At 29.6% G+C, this 20,373-nt stretch carries 16 protein-coding genes and 1 tRNA gene; 14 read left to right on the plus strand and 3 right to left on the minus strand.

Annotation, left to right across the window (positions count from 1 at the left end; genetic code table 11):
- Window positions 1-71 precede the first annotated feature (71 nt).
- The 5 genes from BVAVS116_RS03405 to BVAVS116_RS03425 all read left to right on the plus strand — a co-directional run bounded on the left by BVAVS116_RS03405 (window position 72) and on the right by BVAVS116_RS03425 (window position 8,079).
- Window positions 72-1,682, plus strand: a complete 1,611-nt coding sequence (locus tag BVAVS116_RS03405; RefSeq protein WP_006068711.1) for an ABC transporter ATP-binding protein — start codon at window positions 72-74, stop codon at window positions 1,680-1,682.
- Window positions 1,683-2,834 (plus strand): ABC transporter permease, encoded by a 1,152-nt coding sequence (locus BVAVS116_RS03410; protein ID WP_095456323.1) that lies wholly within the window; start codon window positions 1,683-1,685, stop codon window positions 2,832-2,834.
- Window positions 2,806-3,732, plus strand: a complete 927-nt coding sequence (locus tag BVAVS116_RS03415) for an ABC transporter permease (RefSeq protein ID WP_006068854.1) — start codon at window positions 2,806-2,808, stop codon at window positions 3,730-3,732. The genes BVAVS116_RS03410 and BVAVS116_RS03415 overlap by 29 nt, the downstream gene beginning before the upstream one ends.
- A 156-nt stretch (window positions 3,733-3,888) precedes the next feature.
- Complete coding sequence (locus BVAVS116_RS03420; protein ID WP_006068723.1) at window positions 3,889-6,147, plus strand: methyl-accepting chemotaxis protein; 2,259 nt, start codon at window positions 3,889-3,891, stop codon at window positions 6,145-6,147.
- A gap of 30 nt (window positions 6,148-6,177) precedes the next feature.
- Window positions 6,178-8,079 (plus strand): methyl-accepting chemotaxis protein, encoded by a 1,902-nt coding sequence (locus BVAVS116_RS03425; protein WP_006068245.1) that lies wholly within the window; start codon window positions 6,178-6,180, stop codon window positions 8,077-8,079.
- A gap of 42 nt (window positions 8,080-8,121) precedes the next feature.
- On the opposite strand, the gene mnmA is transcribed toward BVAVS116_RS03425, so the two are convergent.
- Window positions 8,122-9,189: a tRNA 2-thiouridine(34) synthase MnmA gene (gene mnmA / locus BVAVS116_RS03430; RefSeq protein WP_006068962.1), complete on the minus strand. Its 1,068-nt coding sequence runs from the start codon at window positions 9,187-9,189 to the stop codon at window positions 8,122-8,124.
- A gap of 92 nt (window positions 9,190-9,281) precedes the next feature.
- Between mnmA and BVAVS116_RS03435 the strand changes: the two genes are divergently transcribed.
- The 6 genes from BVAVS116_RS03435 to mvk are packed head-to-tail and all read left to right on the plus strand — an operon-like array spanning window position 9,282 to window position 15,564.
- The gene (locus BVAVS116_RS03435; protein WP_006068497.1) at window positions 9,282-10,505 is read left to right on the plus strand and encodes a hydroxymethylglutaryl-CoA synthase; all 1,224 of its coding nucleotides are present in this window, start codon (window positions 9,282-9,284) and stop codon (window positions 10,503-10,505) included.
- A complete protein-coding gene (gene fni / locus BVAVS116_RS03440; protein ID WP_006068577.1) occupies window positions 10,489-11,553 on the plus strand; it encodes a type 2 isopentenyl-diphosphate Delta-isomerase in 1,065 nt (354 codons plus the stop codon). The genes BVAVS116_RS03435 and fni overlap by 17 nt, the downstream gene beginning before the upstream one ends.
- Window positions 11,543-12,817: a hydroxymethylglutaryl-CoA reductase, degradative gene (locus BVAVS116_RS03445; RefSeq protein WP_006068221.1), complete on the plus strand. Its 1,275-nt coding sequence runs from the start codon at window positions 11,543-11,545 to the stop codon at window positions 12,815-12,817. Before fni ends, BVAVS116_RS03445 begins: the two co-directional genes overlap by 11 nt.
- Window positions 12,795-13,733: a diphosphomevalonate decarboxylase gene (mvaD, locus tag BVAVS116_RS03450; protein ID WP_006068501.1), complete on the plus strand. Its 939-nt coding sequence runs from the start codon at window positions 12,795-12,797 to the stop codon at window positions 13,731-13,733. The genes BVAVS116_RS03445 and mvaD overlap by 23 nt, the downstream gene beginning before the upstream one ends.
- Window positions 13,724-14,677: a GHMP family kinase ATP-binding protein gene (locus BVAVS116_RS03455; RefSeq protein ID WP_006068980.1), complete on the plus strand. Its 954-nt coding sequence runs from the start codon at window positions 13,724-13,726 to the stop codon at window positions 14,675-14,677. Before mvaD ends, BVAVS116_RS03455 begins: the two co-directional genes overlap by 10 nt.
- Window positions 14,671-15,564, plus strand: coding sequence for a mevalonate kinase (gene mvk / locus BVAVS116_RS03460; protein ID WP_006068323.1), 894 nt, complete (start codon window positions 14,671-14,673; stop codon window positions 15,562-15,564). Before BVAVS116_RS03455 ends, mvk begins: the two co-directional genes overlap by 7 nt.
- Before the next feature lie 8 nt (window positions 15,565-15,572).
- Here mvk and BVAVS116_RS03465 read toward each other — a convergent pair.
- Together BVAVS116_RS03465 and BVAVS116_RS03470 are read right to left on the minus strand one after the other, a co-directional pair.
- Window positions 15,573-15,646: transfer RNA gene (locus BVAVS116_RS03465), tRNA-Val, on the minus strand.
- 41 nt (window positions 15,647-15,687) lie between these two features.
- Window positions 15,688-16,155: a BB0689 family surface lipoprotein gene (locus BVAVS116_RS03470; RefSeq protein WP_006068701.1), complete on the minus strand. Its 468-nt coding sequence runs from the start codon at window positions 16,153-16,155 to the stop codon at window positions 15,688-15,690.
- A gap of 84 nt (window positions 16,156-16,239) precedes the next feature.
- Between BVAVS116_RS03470 and BVAVS116_RS03475 the strand changes: the two genes are divergently transcribed.
- The 3 genes from BVAVS116_RS03475 (at window position 16,240) to badR (ending at window position 20,350) form a co-directional block, all read left to right on the plus strand.
- Window positions 16,240-16,776, plus strand: coding sequence for a Dps family protein (locus tag BVAVS116_RS03475; protein ID WP_006069001.1), 537 nt, complete (start codon window positions 16,240-16,242; stop codon window positions 16,774-16,776).
- A 76-nt stretch (window positions 16,777-16,852) separates the two neighbouring features.
- Complete coding sequence (fusA, locus tag BVAVS116_RS03480) at window positions 16,853-18,862, plus strand: elongation factor G (protein WP_006068574.1); 2,010 nt, start codon at window positions 16,853-16,855, stop codon at window positions 18,860-18,862.
- Between the two features lie 279 nt (window positions 18,863-19,141).
- Window positions 19,142-20,350, plus strand: coding sequence for a host adaptation transcriptional regulator BadR (badR, locus tag BVAVS116_RS03485; RefSeq protein WP_006068490.1), 1,209 nt, complete (start codon window positions 19,142-19,144; stop codon window positions 20,348-20,350).
- Window positions 20,351-20,373: the final 23 nt, after the last annotated feature.

Genomic DNA, 20,373 nt, shown 5'->3' on the forward strand with positions numbered 1-20,373 from the left:
TTTTATTATATTTTATTAGAATATATTATGGTAAGGTATTTGCATTGTATGTTTATTAGGGTTAAATCTTAGTGAAAGAAGATATTTTGGTATTAGAAAATATTACAAAAAAGTATGGTGATTTTATTGCCAATGATAATGTTTCTATTAAATTTAAGGCAGGCGAAGTTCATGCTATTCTTGGAGAAAATGGTGCTGGAAAAACTACTTTAATGAAGACTATTTATGGGATTCATCAAGTAAATAGTGGCAAAATTATTTTAAAAGGCCAAAAACTAAACTTTAAAGATTCAAGCGAGGCTATTCGAAATGGGATTGGAATGGTTTTTCAACATTTTATGTTAATCCCCCAATTTACTGCTGTTCAGAATATTATTTTAGGGTATGAAAATTCAAAATTTGGTTTTCTTGATTACAAACAAGCTAGAAGGAAAATAAATTATCTTTCAGAAAAGTATGGTTTAAAGATAGATTTAGAGAAAAAGATTGAAGACTTAAGTGTTGGTATGGAACAAAAAATAGAAATATTGAAAGTTCTTTATAGAAATGCAGATATTATTATTTTTGACGAACCTACTGCGGTGCTTGCTCCAAGTGAGGTTGATGATTTTATGAATATTTTAAAAGTACTCGCTAAAGAGGGTCATACTGTAATACTTATTACTCATAAAATAAAAGAAATTAGGTTTATTGCAAAGCGATGTACAATTATGCGCCTTGGAAAAGCTGTAAAAACTGTTGATCTTGATGAGATTAATGATAAAGATCTTATAAAATTAATGATAGGCAAAGAGATTACACTACGCTCATCTAAAATTCAATTTGAAAATCATTTTAATGTTCTTGAAATAAGAAATTTAAGTGTTAAAGATGAGAGAGGAATTTTAAAAGTTAAAGACGTTAATCTTAATCTGAGAAATGGTGAAATTCTTGGGATATCAGGCATTGAGGGAAGTGGTCAAGAGGATTTAGTTGATGCAATTTTGGGTTTAAAAAGCATCTTTAAGGGCGATATTTTTAAAAGAAATTCTTCGGGTAATTTGGAATCTTTAAAAGGTTTAACGATTAAGCAAATAATAGATAAAAAAATTGGCAATATTCCTTCGGACAGGCAAAAGCACGGTCTTATTTTAGAATTTAATGTTATGCAAAATGTTGGGCTTAAGAGCTTTGATAATCTTGATTATTTGGGATTAAAAAAAATTCATTCAAAGAGTAATTTTGATTTAAAATTTAATTTTCTCAATTTCATTAAAAGGCAATTTCATAAGGTTAAAAAACAATTCGTGGGGTTTAATTTTAACATTTTAAAGAAAATGAGCAACCAACTTGTAAATTATTTTGATATTAGACCAAGAAATATTTTAAGTAAGGTGAAATATTTATCTGGAGGCAATCAGCAAAAAGTTATTATTGCTCGTGAGATTAGTTTAGAACCGGATATTCTTTTGGCTATTCAGCCTACAAGAGGTCTTGATGTTGGAGCTGTTGAAAATATTTATAAAAGAATAATAGAGCAAAGAGATGCGGGTAGATCTGTTTTGTTGGTTTCTCTTGAACTTGATGAGCTTGTTAATGTTTGTGATAGAATAGCTGTAATGCACGATGGAAGAATAGTGGGTATTTTAGAGGACAATTTTGATATTGATGTTATTGGTAAAATGATGATAGGTTTAAGCTAAATGATAATTATTAAAAACGTATGCAGTAAATTTATATTGAAGTTTTTAAATTCTTCAGCATTTGTTAGTGTTTTTGCTTTATTTGTTGGATTTTTGGTTGTTGGTTTAGTGGTAATGATGTTTGGTTATTCTCCTTTTAGAATGTATTTTATAATTCTGGAGATTATCTTTTCGTCTCCCAAACATTTAGGTTATATTTTAAGTTATGCAGCTCCTTTGATTTTTACAGGCCTTTCTATTGGCATTTCTTTAAAAACAGGTCTTTTCAATATTGGAGTTGAATCTCAGTTTATATTAGGATCTATTGTTGCCTTAATAGCATCGATTTCACTTGATTTGCCCCCAATTTTACATGTAATTGCTATTTTTGTTGTTACTTTTTTAGCATCGGGTAGTTTAGGAATTTTAATTGGATATTTAAAAGCTCAATTCAATATTAGCGAAGTGATTTCAGGAATAATGCTTAATTGGGTATTATTTCATTTGAATAATATAATTTTAGATTTTAGTTTTATTAAAAGAGATAATAGTGATTTTTCAAAGTCCATTAAAGAAAGTGCATTTATTGATTTTTTAGGTTCTTGGAAACTTTCACCAGAAGGTCTTGCTTATAGATCTTCTCATCCTTTTATTAATGAGCTTTTAAAAGCACCTCTTCATTTTGGAATAATTTTGGGTATAATTTTTGCTATTTTAATATGGTTTTTGCTTAATAAAACTATTATTGGATTTAAAATAAATGCCATAGGAGGTAATATTGAAGCTTCAAGACGTATGGGCATTAATGTAAAAGCCGTGCTAATCTTTTCAATGTTTCTCTCAGCAGCTGTTGCAGGTCTTGCTGGCGCTGTTCAAATTATGGGTGTTAATAAAGCAATATATAAGCTTTCTTATATGGAAGGAATTGGTTTTAATGGAATAGCTGTTTCTTTGATAGGAAACAATTCTCCGATTGGCATAATATTTTCTAGTATTCTTTTTTCTGTATTGCTTTATGGAAGCAGTAGAGTTCAAAGTCTAATGGGTCTTCCATCTTCAATTGTATCTTTTATGATGGGAATAATTGTTCTTGTAATTTCTGCTAGTTATTTTTTAAATAAAATCTTTTTAAAAGGTGTTAAGGGTGTCAAATATAATAATATTCTTGATTAGTGAAACTCTAATAAATTCTCAAACTTTAATTTTAGCTGGCCTTGGGGGTCTTATAAGTGAGAAGAGTGGAATTATTAATATTGGACTTGAAGGAATAATGACAATAGGGGCCTTTTCAGGAGCTACAGTTGCATATTTTACAAATGACCCATTATTTTCAATTTTTGTTGGTGGATTAGCAGGGTTTACTCTTGCCATTTTACACGCTGTTTTTACAATTTTTTTAAAATCAGATCAAATTATAACCGGAATGGCACTTAATTTTTTAGGGCCCGCTATTGCTGTTTTTGTAAGCACTTTGATTTTTTCTTCTATTTCAACTCCACCTATAGAAATAAAGTTGCCGATACTTTTTGATGGAATTTTAAGCAAAACGTCTTTCGTATTTCAAATTTTTGGTAAAAGATATTCTGTATATATTGCAATGCTAGGTGTGGTTTTATTTCATATTATTTTCAAATATACTAAAATTGGACTTAGAATTAATGCTAGCGGTGAAAATCCAGAGGTATTAGAGTCTGTTGGAGTTAGTGTAAATAAAATTAGATTTTTTTGTGTTCTTTCAAGTGGGTTTTTAGCAGGGATTTCAGGTGCTGTTCTTACAACAGTGATCGCATCAAGCTATGTACAAGGGGTTACGGGTGGACAAGGTTTTATTGCTATTGTAATGTTGATTTTTGGAAAATGGACTCCTTTGGGAATTTTAATAGGTAGTTTTTTGTTTTCATTTGTGAAAACTTTGTCAATTGTTTTGGCCCAATCGCCTTTTTTATCTTTAATAATGCCTCCTAAAATGTTAGTTATTACTCCATATTTAATTATTATTTTAAGTCTTATTTTTTTTTCAAAAAGAAATTATGCGCCTAAATTTTTAGGAATACCCTATAAAAAGCATTGACAGTTAATAATAGTTTATAATTTGTTTTCCATGTTTTGAAAATTCTTTTAATTTTTTAAGAGTTTTTAATTTTTTGCTGTAAAATTTTTTTTGATACCCTTTCGGTCTTGAGTTTGTTTGATTAAATAAAGTAGATGATTTGTGAGGTAGTTTATTATGTTGTTGAAGCTTAAGTATAGTTTTGTTGGATTTTTATTGTTGTTTTTAATTTTTATACTATTACTTTTTTCTATGATTTTTAATTTTATTTTATGTGGTTATTTAGAAGATTATTATAAGCAACTTACAAGGGCGCAATTAAGAAGAGCAGCTTTTTCTACACAATCTTTTTTGGATACTCTGTATGTTATAATCAACGGCGCGGCTTCTAATTTGGCACTTGAAACCGTATCAGAATTTGCAATTTCTGAGAATAGAGGAAAAGATTTTTCTGAGTCTGAATTAGTAGATTTAAGAAAAAATTCAAAATTTGTTATTGATACTGTAAAGGTGGATAAAAAATATCGACAATACGTATACAATTTTATGGCCAATCTTAAAAATGATACCTTTTTTGAAGAATTTGCGTTTTTTGATTTTGAAGGAAGAATAATTGTTAGCACAAGGCATGAAAATAATATGGATTTTGGGCATTCTGAGGCTAATGCTAATTATTTTAAAAAAGCGATTGAGGATTATAAGCAAAACCAATTAAAATTTATAGGCTGGTATTCAAATCTTTCTGAAGGAATATCCGCAGAGGTTGCTATTAGGTCTAGACAAAGCGAAAAAAAGGCTTTTGCAATAATTGTGCCTGTATACTCTCCAGAAGATAAACTTGTTTGTGGATATTTGGCTGGATATTTGCTTAATGATATTTTAGCAGATAGTTTTGATAGATTTAGATTCGGTTTTTATAAAAGAGGCAATTTTATTTATGTGGACCCTAATAATATAGCGGTTAATCCTTTTGAAGAATACAATGAAACTAGTAGGGTTAGTTCTAAATTTTTAAATGTTCTTAAAGATGTATTTTCTAAGCCACCTCTTTTATCAAGTATTCCTACCGAAGTATCGGTTTACACTATTGATAGAATATTATTCTCCGAAATGGGAGAAGAGTGTTATTATGCACTGTTACCCATAAGTAGTAAATTGGGAGAGAAAAGCGGAGTACTTATTGCTAGGCTTCCTTATAAAGATATTTATGGAGTAATATCTAGCCTAAAGATTCAGTATGTCTTGTATTCTGTCTTAGGTATTATTGTGTTAAGCGTTGTTCTTTTGATGAGAATAGATAAAATTATTAGTTTCCGTTTAAATAAAATTAGAGTTTTAGTTCAAGATATGGTTAATGGAAATTTAGATAAAGATTATGCTCTTGATGATGATGAATTTTTTGATGAGCTTGGTATGTTAAGTCTTCAGGTTGTGAAAATGAAAAAAGCCATTTCTGGAGCAATTGCGAGCGTTTTGAGAAATATTAGTTATGTAAATAAGGCAAGTTTAGAAGTTGCCAGTTCAAGTCAAAACTTGAGCTCTAGTGCGTTACAGCAAGCATCTGCTCTTGAAGAAATGTCAGCCAATGTTGAGCAAATAGCGTCAGGTGTCAATATGAGTGCAAATAATTCTTATGAAACAGAGCAAATAGCTTTAAAGACAAATGAAAATTCTCAGATAGGTGGTAAGGCTGTCGAAGAATCTGTTATTGCTATGCATGATATTGTAGAGAAAGTTAGTGTTATTGAAGAAATAGCTAGAAAGACTAATTTGCTTGCTTTAAATGCTGCTATTGAAGCTGCAAGAGCAGGTGATGAAGGAAAGGGATTTGCTGTTGTGGCTAGTGAGATTAGAAAGTTGGCTGATCTTAGTAAAATTTCGGCTCTTGAGATTGGAGAGTTAGTTGAAGATAACTCTAAGGTAGCAACTGAAGCGGGAGTGATATTTAAAGAAATGTTGCCCGAAATAGAAGAAACAGCTAATCTTGTTAAGAAGATTTCAGAAGGTAGTTCTAATCAGAGCGATCAGATTGCTCAATTTAAAATGGCTTTAGACCAGGTTGGAGAAGTTGTTCAGTCTTCAGCTTCAAGTAGTGAACAACTTTCTAGCATGTCTGATAAAATGCTAGAAAAGTCTAAGGAACTTAGAAAATCTGTATTATTTTTCAAAATTAAAGATTCTAAGATTGAAAATCTAGGAGAAGGTGATTATGATTTCAGAGCAATAAATTGTCCAGAAAATTCTTTTAAAGATGAAAATCAAAATTTTAAAAGTAATGAAATTTCTACTTTAAATGGCAGTAGGCATAATAATTATTCTTTAAGTATTGAGGACGAGTCTTCTATAAGAACTATTAATAAGAGAGTTGATCCTAAAAAAGCTATTGATATTGCTGATAAGGATTTAAATTTTGATGATGATTTTTCAGAGTTTTAGAATTTATTTTTTGAAAAAGAGGTGGTTAGTATGAAGCTGAAAGCTAGGATGTTACTACTTGTTCTTATTCTGATAGCATTCTTTATATCAATTTTGTTTTTTGTGTTTGGTATGGTGATTAATAGCAAATTGGTAGATCAGCAGTTTGACCTTATGATGAATCTTATTGGAAATATTAAAAGTTCTTTTAATATTTATATTTCTTCAATGGAAGAGAAAGTTAAGGTTAGTTCTATGTATTTCAATTCTGCTGAAAAATTCAATGAGGCTAGTAAAATTAGATCCAAAAGGTTGGGTTTTATTTCAGATCAATCCGAAATTCTTGTTCAAACCGGTAGTAATATGATGGTTACAAATAAGGAAGGTGAAATAGTTTTTACTACGGCTGTTAAGGATAATAGTGATTTTGGCAAATCTATTAAGGATAGAGAATATTTTACAAAACTTAAAGAGTCTCAAAGTATTGTTTACAATTCCTTTGTCATGTTGGCAGATCCTGGGTCTGTTGAGGAGTCTTTAGTTAAAAACATTTCTAAGATAAGAAATAAAAAAGGCCAAATTCCTTACATATTAATAGGTATACCATTAAGAGATTTTGGTACAGACGATATTTTTGGTTATTTTATGTTTTTTTATTCAACGGATTATATATATAGGTCTTTTAGAGGAATTAATTTTGGGATACTCTCTAGTGGTCGTGCATTAGCTTATGATACTACAGGTAGATTTTTGGTTCATCATACAGTACTTCCAGGTGATGTTTTGACCGATCTTAGTGCCTCTTTTTCTAATATTCTTAAGAGAACATCTGAAGATTTGTTGCAAAAAAATAAAGAAACTTCAACTGTTTATTATTATGATCCTAATAGCAGCAAAAAATATGTGGGAATTAGTCAAAAGGTATCATTAAACTTGTCTAATAGTAAATTTATTCTTTTAATGAGAACCTCAGAGGATGATTTTTATTACATGTCGCGAGCTACATCTTTAATCTTGGGTATTAGTTTTGTATTTACATTACTTATTCTTGCTGTTGCAACTCTTTATCTTGTGAAAAAGTTGAGCTCTTCTTTAAATAAGATATTAGAATATTCTGAGCGACTTGCTTCTGGTAATTTTACTGCTGATGTTAATTTTGACAAATGGAATACTGTAGAGTTGTATAGCTTGTACGAAGGCCTTGAACAATTGAGAACCAATTTTTCTTCAGTTGCGAAAGAGGTCATTGAAAACTTAGATTATCTTTATGAAAATGCTATTCAAATAGCAAATGCAAGTCAGAATTTAAGTTCTGGTGCTGTTGAGCAGGCTTCTACTTTAGAGCAAATGACAGCAAATATTGAGCAAATATCACAAGGTGTTTCTGAGAATACTGAAAATGCATCTACTACTGAAAAAATTGCTGTTAATACTAATGAAAGGACTAAAGAGGGGCATAAATCTGTTGTCAAAGCTATTGAGGCAATGACTGTAATTACTGAAAAAATTGGAATTATTGATGAAATAACAAGACAAACTAATTTGCTTGCTTTAAATGCTTCAATTGAGGCTGCAAGAGTGGGAGAAAAAGGCAAGGGGTTTGAAGTGGTAGCTGCTGAGGTTAGAAAGCTTGCGGATCAAAGCAAAGAATCAGCAAGAGAGATTATTGATATTGCAAATAGAAGTTTGACTGTTGCAAGTCGTGCTGGAGAAAATTTTGAACAAATAGTTCCTGGGATGGAACAAACGGCTAGACTTGTGAAAAATATTTCCAATGAAAGTTCTAAGCAAAGTATTCAAATAGAGCAATTTAAAAATGCGATAGAACAGGTTAGTCAGCTAGTTCAGACTACAGCTTCAAGTAGCGAAGAACTTTCTGCAATGTCTGAAAAAATGTTAGAGAGTGTAAAAGATTTAAAAGAATCTGTTGATTACTTTAAAATAGAAAAGTAAGAGAAGCTTTTTTCAATTTTCTACTTACTTTTCAAAAGATTATTATTCTATAATTTTAAAAATTTTAGCACCTCCCAGGCACTTTGTATTTTTGTAAAAGATTGCAAATTGTCCCGGAGAGATGCCATGATCTTCTTTATTTAAAGAAATTTCAATTAAGTTATTTGAAATAAGTTTTAATTTACATGAATATTTTTTTTCCCCATGCCTTATTTTAATTTTGAAATTTTTAAAATCTTGAGGTATATCATTTATCCAATGTATTTCGTGAACTAAAAATTTGCGTTTTGCTTGTTTTAAATAATTCTCGTTATGAGAAACATATATAATGTTTTTTTCTAGATCTTTTTCTATTACGAACCATGGTCCGTTGCTAAGCTTTATTCCTCTTCTTTGTCCAACTGTAAAAAACCAATATCCGTTGTGAATTCCCATTATTTTTCCTGTTTCTTTTTCAATTATATTGCCTTTTTCCTCACCAAGATGGTATTTAATAAATTCGTTGTATTTAATTTTTCCTAAAAAACAAATACCCTGACTATCTTTTCTATCCTTGTTGGGTAAATTTATGCTTTTAGCTATTTGCCTTACTTCGCTTTTAAGTAATGTTCCTAGGGGAAAGCATAATTTTGACATTTGTTTTTGAGAGAGGTGAGATAAAAAGTAGCTTTGGTCTTTAATTTTATCTTTTGCCTGTTTTAATAAAAAAATTTTCTCTTTTGCTTGTATTTTAGCGTAATGTCCTGTGACAACCAAATCATATTGTTCATTAATTTTCTCAAAAAATGCTCCAAACTTTATTCTTTGATTACAAAAAATATCTGGACTTGGGGTATTGCCGTTTTTTAATTCTTCAAGAGTATAGCTTACTACCTTGTTGTAATATTCTTTTTGAAAGTTTATTATTTCGTAAGGTACATTAAATTTATTGCATACAGCTTCAATGTAATTTAAATCTTCTTGCCAAGGGCAGTTTCCAATATAAGACAGTTCATCTTCAAGCCAAATTTTTAGATAGTAGCATTTTATATTTGTGTATCCTTTGTTTATAATTTTATAAAGGGCAACAGAACTATCAACTCCTCCAGATAAAAGTACGGCTATTTTCATAAATTTCCCTTTTTAGGTTTCATTATATAAGATTTTGCTAATTTTTGTAAATTATAATATAATACTTAAGTCCTAATGCATTGGGAGGATATATGAAAGTAGGTATTAGTGATATTAGAATTTTTTTACCTTTAAATTATTTAGACTTTTCTGTTCTTTTGGGAAATCCTTTATATTCTTCTGATGAAGTTTTTTTTAAAAAAATCAATAGAGCGATAGATGCAACTTTGCAAAAAGGCTTTAGATTTACCAGCCCCAACGAGGATAGTGTAACCATGGCAAGTTCGGCCGTTAAGCTTATTTTTGACAACAATAATCTTGATTTAAGTAAAATTAGAATGCTTTTGGGTGGAACTGAAACAGGTGTTGATCATTCAAAGGCAATTTCTTCTTATGTTTTTGGGGCTTTAAAACAGGCTGGTATTTGTCTGGGAAATAATTTTCTAACTTTTCAGGTTCAGCATGCGTGTGCAGGTGCTGCTATGTCTTTGCATAGTGTAGCAAGTGTTTTAAGCCATTCTAATAATTCTGAATATGGCATAGTTTTCTCTTCAGATATTGCGCATTATAGCAATCTTACTACGGCTGAGATTACCCAAGGAGCTGGTGCAACTGCAATTCTGGTTGAAAAAAATCCAAAGTTACTCTCGATTAATTTATCTGAATTTGGAGTTTATACCGATGACGTTGATGATTTTTTTAGGCCTTTTGGAAGTTTAGAAGCTAAGGTACGAGGTCAATATTCAGTTGAATGTTATAATTATGCAAACGAAAATGCTTTAAGAGATTTTGCTGTCAAAAAACAACTTAGTATGAAAGATTTGTTTTCTAATTATAGATTTATTTTACATGTTCCTTTTGCTAAGATGCCTATAGATTCAATGCATTATATTTTAAAAAAATATTATAGTGATGACGAATCTATTAGAAATGCTTATTTAGAGTCAATAGATTTTTACGACGGAGTTGAAGCTGCTATGGAAGTGGGGAATTTGTATACGGGTTCAATTTTTCTATCTTTAGCATTTTATTTAAAAAGAGTATTTTCCAAGAAGGATATTTCAGGAGAAAAGATATTGTTTTGTTCTTATGGATCTGGCAATATTATGATTATTTATGAATTTACCATTGAAAAAGGTGCTTTTGATGTTGTTAAATTGTGGGATCTTGATGAGCTTATAAAAAATAGAAATAATGCAAATTTTGAAGAATATAAAGAGTTCTTTCAAAATAAAATAGTTCCTGGTGAATCTAGAGGATTTTATTTGAAAGAACTAAGGGATGATGGATACCGAGTTTATGGGTATCGAGCCTAATATATTGGAGAATAAAAAAAGGCATATTGAAATTTGTTTAAATAAAAACGATGTTAAAGGCGGCTGCAATTTTTTAAAGTTTATTAAGTTAAAACATAATGCTCTTAGTGATTTTGATTTTTCTGAAATAAATATAAAAGAAGAGATATTTGGATACAATATTAGTATGCCTGTTTTTATTTCTTCCATGACAGGAGGCAGTAAAGAAGGGAATGATTTTAATAAATCTTTAGTTAAAATTGCAAATTATTTAAAAATTCCCATTGGCTTAGGTTCTTTTAAACTTTTGTTTAAGTATCCCGAATTCATAAGAGACTTTGCTCTTAAAAGGTATGCTCATAATATTCCTTTGTTTGCCAATATTGGTGCTGTTCAGGTTGTTGAGTTTGGTATTTTTAAAATAGCTGAAATGATCAAGAGATTGGAAGTTGATGCAATTATTGTGCATCTTAATGCAGGGCAAGAATTAATGAATGTTAATGGAGACAGAAATTTTAAAGGAATAAAAGAATCAATAGCTAAATTGTCTGATTTTCTAAGTATTCCATTGATTGTCAAGGAGACAGGTTTTGGAATCTCTCCTAGAGACGTTAAGGAATTACTTAGACTTGGGGCTTCTTATATTGATCTTGCAGGGAGTGGTGGAACCAATTGGGTTCTGGTAGAAGGCATGAAGGGTGATAATTTAAATATTGCGTCTTGTTTTTCTGATTGGGGTATTCCTTCGATTTTTACTTTGCTTAGCATTGATGATTCTCTAAAGACTAATATTTTTGCATCTGGTGGATATGAGACGGGTATGGATATTGCCAAAGGTATTGCTCTTGGGGCTAAGCTTATAGGCGTTGCAGCGGTTGTTCTTAGAGCTTTTTACGAATCAGGAGAAGATGCTGTATTTAGTCTTTTTTCTGATTATGAGCATGTTTTAAAAATGTCTATGTTTTTAAGCGGAAGTAAAAATTTGTCAGAACTTAGAAATAATAAGTATTTTTTGAGTAGCTATTTACTTGCTGAGCTTGGAGTTTTTAAGCAATTTTATGAAACTTAGTAAAAATTTTAGACATAAAAGTGTTTTAGAAAAAAAACAAGAGATAAAAAGACTTTTGGGATTATCTTGTAAAGATTTTTTTTATAATAATGCCAATGAAGATTTTCTTTTTAATGTAATAGAAAATTATATTGGATATTTATCTTTTCCTATTGGAATTGTAAAAAATTTGAAAATAAATGGCAAATATTATTCTTTGCCTATTGCAACAGAAGAATCTTCTGTTGTTGCTGCCTTAAATTTTGCGGCAAAAATTCTTGAACATGCTAATTTGAGGTATTCTGTGGGCGAAATTTTGGGAATTTCTCAAATTTATATAAAATCGGAACAAGATCTAAGTAAAATTTTTATTGATCTTGATGATAAAATCAAGATTTGGCTTGAACCTCTTTTAGCCAATATGAATCAAAGGGGGGGTGGATTTAGAAGATTGTCAACCAGGTATATTAAAGAGCTTGGTATTCAAAAATTGAATCTTTATTTGGATACTTGTGATGCTATGGGTGCTAATTTTCTAAACTCAATTGCAGAACGTGTAGCAGAATATATTTTTTTGGAATTTGGATATGAGTGTGTTTTAAAAATTTTAAGCAATGATATTAGTGAATTTACAGCCAAAGCTTGTTTTACTTTAGATCTTAAGCATTTGATACCAAATAAAGAGGATTCTTGGAATTTGGCTAAAAAAATTGAACTTATTTCTAGCATAGGTTTTTACGAAGAGGAGCGAGCTGTTACTAATAATAAAGGTATTATGAATGGAATTACAGGAGTGTGTCTTGCGACTTTTAATGATACAAGAGCGCTTGAGGCCGCTGTTCATAGATTTGCTTCAAAAAGCGGAAAATATCTACCCCTTAGTAAATTTTATATCGTTGATAATGCTTTGGTTGGAGAAATTGAAATTCCTTTACAAGTTGGAACTAGAGGTGGGGTTACATCTTTTAACGAAGCTTCAATTTTAAGTTTTAAAATTATGAATGTAAATAGTAAGAGAGAATTTATTGGTATTCTCTCTTGTGTTGGACTTGCTAGTAATTTTGCTGCATTAAGGGTTCTTGCATTTGATGGGATTCAAAAGGGTCACATGAGATTACATGTTAATAAAATACTCTACCTTTTAAAGACAAAATATAATATTTCTGATTTTGAGAAAGACAAATTATTATTAGAAATGGAAAAAATGGATATTTATTCTTTTGATTTTGCTTTTAAAATTTTAAAGAAAATAAGGTTAGAGAATGAAAGTAAAGTGCAAAGTTAATGCAAGCTTAGCTTTAATTAAATATTGGGGCAAGAAGGATGTTTTTTTAAATATCCCAGCGACTTCTAGTCTTGCTGTTAGCGTTGATAAGTTTTATTCAATAAGTGAGCTTGAACTTTCAGATCGAGATGAAATAATTTTAAATTCAAAGCCGGTTATATTACAAAATAGAGAAAAGGTGTTTTTTGATTATGCAAGAAAAATTCTTAGTGAGCCGAATGTTAGATTTAAAATTAAAAGTGAAAACAATTTTCCAACAGCAGCAGGCCTTGCAAGTTCAAGTTCGGGTTTTGCATCTATTGCTGCTTGTATTTTGAAATATTTTAATAAATATTCTTTTAATAGTGCATCTAATCTTGCAAGAATAGGGTCAGCTTCTGCAGCGAGGGCTATTTATGGGGGGTTTACTATTTTAAAAGAAGGCTCAAAAGAATCTTTTCAGTTAAGAGATCAATATTATTTTGATGATTTGTGCATAATATTTGCCATAATTGATAGTAATGAAAAAGAATTGTCTTCAAGAGAGGCAATGAATATTTGTAAATATCACGAATTTTATTATGATGCTTGGATTGCTTCTAGTAAAAAGATCTTTAAAGATGCTTTATATTTTTTTTTAAAAAAAGATTTTATTCATTTTGGAACAACTATTGTAAAAAGTTATCAGAATATGTTTGCTTTAATGTTTGCATCTTCTATTTTTTATTTTAAAAGTAGTACAATAGATTTAATTAAATATGCTGCTAATTTGAGAAATGAAGGAATTTTTGTATTTGAGACAATGGATGCGGGTCCCCAAGTAAAGTTTATTTGTTTGGAGAAAAATTTAAATACTATTTTAAAAAGACTTGAGCAAAATTTTAATGACATTGATTTTATTGTTTCAAAGGTTGGATGTGGCTTAGAATGGATTTGATTAATTTTTCCGTGCCTGGAAATTTGCTTTTAATGGGGGAGTATACTATTTTAGAGGAAAAGGGATTGGGGTTGGCAATTGCCATCAACAAGAGGGCATTTTTTTCTTTTAAAAAGAGCGATTCTTGGCGCTTCTTTAGCAAAAAGAAAGAGATAGACGATTTTTCTTTAATAGAAAATAGAAGTGATTTTGTTTTTAAAATGTTTTCTTACTTGAGCCAAAATTGTTTTTTTAATCTAGAGAGGTCTGCATATGATGTATATATCGATACAAGTAATTTTTTCTTTAATGATGGAACTAAAAAGGGATTTGGATCAAGCGCTGTTGTTGCTATTGGTATAACATGTGGATTTTTTTTAATTAATAATGCTACTAATGTTGTTAAAAAAGATGAAATTTTTAAATATTGTTTAGAAGCTTACAGACACTCTCAAGGGGGAATAGGTAGTGGATATGATATTGCTACTAGTATTTTTGGGGGTATTATTGAGTTTGAAGGTGGTTCTATTCCTAAATTCAGGCAGCTAGGTGATATAGAGTTTAATGATTTTTATTTACTGCGGGGTTTGCAAGCAGTTAAAACCACTGCTTCTATTTATGAATACAATAAACATAGAGATTATATTTTAGATTTTATATTTAAATGCAATTTAGAGATGAGAAAACTTATTTTAAGTATTGGTAATTCTAAATCCGCATTAATTTCTAGTTTTAAAAGAGCTAAAGAATTAGGATTGGCAATTGGAGAGGCAATAGGGGTTTCCGCAGCTTTATCCCCAAGTTTAGAGCATCTTAAAGATCAATGTGATTTAATTAAAGCTTTGGGAGCCGGAAATGAAACTTTTTTAGTTTACAGGCCTAATCTTAAAGCTTTTGATTTGTCAAAAATTATTCCAATTGTTTTAGAGCCTGAAGGCATTAAGTTTGAAAGCGATAAATGCTAAGAATAAGAAAGCCCGCTAAAATATTATTCTTAGGCGAACATAGTGCTGTTTATGGGTTTCCAGTTATTGGAGCTACAGTTCCAATTTATATGGATCTACTTTACAGTGTGTCTAAAAATTGGAAATATTTAGGAAAACCCAGCACAAAATTAGATAGCTTGATAAGCTTTATTGTTTCAAATTACAGTAAAGTTAATCCTATTGAGTTTGCTATTCTTTCTGAAATTCCTATTGGAGTTGGTCTTGGTTCTTCTGCCAGCCTTAGTTTGTGTTTTGCAGAATATATTACAAGTCATTTTGAATATAGGGATTGTAATAAAATTTTGTTGGCAAATCAAATTGAAAACATTTTTCATGGCAAATCTTCTGGAATGGATATTGGTCTAATTGATCTTGGCGGAACTTTTTATTTAGAGAAAAAAGAAAATTTTTTGAGTTCAAAAAAAATAAAAGATTCTGGATTTTATTTTTTAATAGGAGCGATAAAAAGAGATTTTACGACTAAAGAAATAGTTGTTAATTTGAAAAAGCAGTTATTGTCCAATGCTGATTTATTTGTTTTTATTGAAAAACTTGGCCTTACTACAAGTAATGCTTATATTTCTTTTCAGAATAAGGATGTATATTCTTTAGCTAACGAAATGAATGTTGCACACCATTGTTTAAAGCGTTTGGGATTATCTAATGATGCTCTTGACTGGCTGATAAGTTGGGGAATCAAATTGGGTGCTCTTTCTGGTAAGTTAAGCGGTTCTGGCAAAGGGGGCGCGTTTATTTTTCTTTTTGAAAGCCGGGAAAAAGCCAATACAGCTCAAAAAGAATTAAATAATATGCTTAAAAATTCTAAAATAAACTTGGTTTTAAGGTTAAAAATAATTGAAGTTTAGGTTATTTTTGGGCCCAGAGAGATTCGAACTCCCGACATCCTGCTTGTAAGGCAGGCGCTCTGACCAACTGAGCTATGAGCCCTTTTTACTAATAACTAGTATACAGTATAAGTTTTAATGGTGTCAATTCTTCTCTTTTCTTTTTCCAAAAAGAACTACAAATATATTTATATTGTCAGTTGTTTTTAATCTATAGCCACCTATTTTATTGGTATCAGTATTAATAAGAGCTTCTTTGTGGCTTGGACTATTAAGCCATGCATTAACTACGCTGTTAAGTTCAATTCCTGATGCTAGTATCTCTCTTGTTATAGTAAAGGATTGATCGTGTTTGTGTATTCTTTGCATTGGGGTTGTACCAAAAAGGGTATGAGTTAGTGTTCTATTTTCACCCAGTTTAATAGCATATTCCTTTGCAACTTTTTCAAGAATATCATCTATTTCTAGATGGTTTAGATTCAATTTTTTTCTCAATTCAGCAATTTCTGAATATAGGATTTTCATGTCTTCTTTTGTATCTGTTGGATGTATTGTATTTAAATTGCATGCTTGATATAAAAACACTGCAAAAATTAAAATCAATTTTTTCATTAAATATCCTTTTTATTTATTATGGTATTAAAATTATAATTATATCTCATTATGTATTATAATGATTATATCAAGGAGATAGTTGTGGAAAAGTATTTAAGTTATATAAAAAAGGATGATTTAGAAGAAATACACGTAAAATTACAAGAGCTCTTAGCAAGTTTACATATTTTTTATTCCAATTTAAGAGGTATTCATTGGAATATAAAAGATACTAATTTTTTTGTTATTCACGAAAAAACCGAAGATCTTTATGAATATATTGAAAAGATTATTGATATTATTGCAGAGCGTTCAAGAATGCTTGGATATGATTCTGAATTTAGATATTCTGAATTTATTAAAAAATCCTTTATTAAGGAGCTTGATGTTGAATCAACTTCTGATTTTTTACTTTCAATGCAAAGCATTGTTAATAGTCTTGAAGAGATTTTGAAAAATATTTTTGGAATGAGAAAATTGATTGATGCTGCTTTTGATTATGGTACTGCTAATATTATAGATGACATTATGAGTGATCTTGAAAAGCATTTATGGATGCATAAGGCATTGCTTGAAAATTGTCATTGTTTTTGTCATGATGATAACAAATCTGAATGTTGCGAGTGTGATACAAAATAACAATTTTATTAAAAGGTTTAATTTATACTAATGCTTAGTTTATCTTATTAAGGCTGTAGTTGTTGTTGGGGATTTTATGGGGATTAGAAATATTGGAATTATGGCTCATATTGATGCTGGTAAAACCACTACTACAGAAAGAATTATTTATTATACTGGCAAAAGCCATAAAATGGGAGATGTAGATTCTGGAAATACTATTACTGATTGGATGCCTCAAGAGCAAGAAAGAGGAATTACTATTAGTTCCGCTGCTATTACTTGCCATTGGAAGGATTGCCAAATAAATATTATTGATACTCCAGGGCATGTTGATTTCACGGCAGAGGTTGAAAGATCTCTTCGGGTTCTTGATGGAGGTGTTGTTATTTTTAGCGCTGTTGATGGAATTCAAGCCCAAACAGAAACTGTTTGGAAACAGGCAGAAAAATATGAAATTCCTCGACTTGCTTATGTAAATAAGATGGACAGATTAGGTGCTAATTTTTTTAAAGTTGTAGGAGATATTGAGAGTAAGTTTAAAACTATTCCTTTAATTTTGCAAATTCCGATTGGAAATGAAAGCAATTTTGAAGGAGTAGTTGATATTATTTTAAATAAAGAGCTTCATTTTTCAATGGAAAATGGAAGTCCAAAATTAACTTATAGTCAAATTAGAGAAGAATTTGTTGAAAAAGCAGTTTTTTTTAAGAAAAAGTTAATAGATATTCTTAGTCAATTTAGTGAAGAAATTACTCAATTATTTCTTGAAGATAAAGAGATTGGTTTAGATATTATTAAAAGGGAGATTAGAAGAGGTACTATTTCTAGATTTATTATTCCTGTTTTAATGGGAACTAGTTTGAAAAATATTGGAATAGAACCTTTAATTGATTCGATTGTGGATTACTTGCCAAGTCCTTTTGAAAAAAGCTTTAGTGCTTTTTCTTTAGATACAAATAAAAAAATTTTAGTTGACCCTAATGAAAACAAAAAATTGTCAGCTCTTGTTTTTAAAGTTCAATATTCAAGTGTAATTGCTTCGCATCTTTATTTTGTTAGAGTTTATTCTGGTGAGATTAATTCTAATAAAAGAATTATCAATGCTTCAAATGGTAAGCGCGAAAAGTTTACAAAAATTTTTAGAGTTTTTTCAAATAAAAATGAACAAATAGATTTTGTGAAAACAGGTGATATTGGTGCTGTTTTAGGATTAAAGTTTTCTGTTACAGGGGATACTCTTGTTGAAGAAAACAACAATGTTTTGCTTGAATCTGTTATTTTTCCAGAGCCAGTTGTTTTAATGTCTGTTGAGCCTGAAAGATCATCAGATGAGGTCAGATTAAAAGAAATTTTTGAAATAATATCTAAAGAAGATCCTACTTTTAGTTATTCTGAGAGCAAAGAAACAGGGCAATTGATTATATCTGGAATGGGTGAATTACATCTTGAGATTATTTTGACAAGAATTAAAGATGAATTTAATCTTAATGTTTACACAGGAAAACCTCAAGTAAGTTACAGGGAGAGTGCAGGTAAAATTGTAAAAGAAGTTTTTGAGTTTAACAATATTTTTGCTGGCAAAAATATTGTTTTTAAAATTGGAATAATTATTAAACCTTTGTCACGGGGTGAGGGGAATAAAATCGATTTTGAATGTAGTATTGATTCTGCTATTAAGTCTGCAATATTGAGGGGAATTACAACTGCATTTGTAAGCGGAGTTTTTGGATATCCTATTATTGATATTAATGTTAGTATTTTTTCTATTGTTTGTGAAACTGGTAAAATTAGTGCAAGTGCTTTTGAATCAATTTCAGGATTTGCTTTTCATAGCATTTTTCAAAAATCAGACCCTATTAGACTTGAACCAATAATGTTATTGGAAATTAGAACACCTATTGAGCATACAGGAGAAATTATTTCTACACTAAATGTTATGGGGGGTGTTATTCATTCAGTTAACAATATTGGAGAGTATGATTTGATAAAATCAGAGGCGGCGTTTGAGAAACTTTTTGGGTATGCTTCTATTTTAAGAAGTTCTACTAAAGGGAGAGGTAGTTTTACTATGGAATTTTCTTATTTTAAGGAAAAAGTGAGTTAAAGTTATTAATTTTTAGGGTAAAATGGCTTTTCTTGTGTTTATTATTTTTTAAATCTAATTAATTTTTATTAATGAGTTTTTATGTAAAAATGATTTTATTCCTTTTTTTGTTAAGTTATAAGTTTTTAATAGTTTATGAGTGTGATATTATGATGTAAAATGTTTTTTAGCCTTATAAAGGCATGTTTGTCTTTATGGAATAGATAGAATATTATATTGGCTTTTTTGATACGATATTTTATAATATTTTTTTTATTTTAAAAATAAAGGAGGTGTATTATGCAAGGTGAAAATATGGTTTCAATTAGAGGTGGAAATAGAAGAAAAATTCTTCTTAGTTTGAAAAATATGCAATATTCAAGAACAGATTTAGCTCGTAAGTTAACCTTAACAAATGCTGCGGTTACTATTTTGACTAATCAAATGATAAAAGAAAATCTTTTGATAGAGGTTGGATCTAGAGTGTCTGATGTTAAAAAACATGGGCGAAAAGAAATACTTCTTGATATTAATAAAGATTATGCGTATTCAATGGGAGTTATTATTTCTAGCAATTATTTTCAAATAGGTATTGCTAATCTTAAATGTGAGGTTTTAATAAGCGAGACTCATTCTTTTGAACCCCCAGTTAGTGCTTATGATATTTTAGAAAAAATAAAAGATCATATGATAGAAATTATTTGGAAACATAATTTTTCAAGAGATAAGTTTATTGGTTTAGGTTTTAGTATTACAGGGTTAATAAAAGATAAAGAATCGGGCATTGTTAATGACAGTTATGGAGCATGGATTGAAAAAGATGTACCTGTTAAGAGAATACTTGAGGAATATTTTTCACTTACAGTTTATCTTGAAAGTTATGTTAAAAATTTATCGCTTGCCGAATTTATGGGTAAAAATATAGACAATATTATGTTTTTTGACTATACAGATACTGCTGAACTTTCGATTTGGTCAGATGGCAATGTTTATCCTGGTTTTAATAATAAGTCAGGCATGGTTAGCCACATGATAATTGATTATGAAGGAGAAAAAAATTGTCCAACTTGTGGTAATAAGGGTTGTGTTAATATGCTAATATCTAATTTTGCTTTACAGAGATTGATTTCAAAAGAGTTTATGAATGGTGAGATTCCTGAGCTTTATGAAAAGTATGAAGGTAGATTAAAAAAGGTTACAATATATGATATTTTTTCTCTTTATGAGAAATATGGTTTTATAAATAAAATTATGGAAGATACAGTTAAATATTTAGCAATAATTATTATAAATATTCAAAGAATGCTTGATTTTAATTATTTAGTACTCTACGGTCAAAGTTTTAAATTAAAAGCTTTTTTTGATTTGTTAAAAGAAGAAATTAAAAAGCGCAATAAAGAGAATATAATATTAAAGCTTAGTTCATTAGATACTGAAGTTTCTGTTGTTGGACCGGCTTCTAGTGTTATTTTTAATAAATTTTATTTGACAGGAGGAGATATTGATTAATATTGCCTTTTTTTGTATCTTAT

The organism is Borreliella valaisiana VS116, from assembly GCF_000170955.2.
GTDB lineage: Bacteria > Spirochaetota > Spirochaetia > Borreliales > Borreliaceae > Borreliella > Borreliella valaisiana.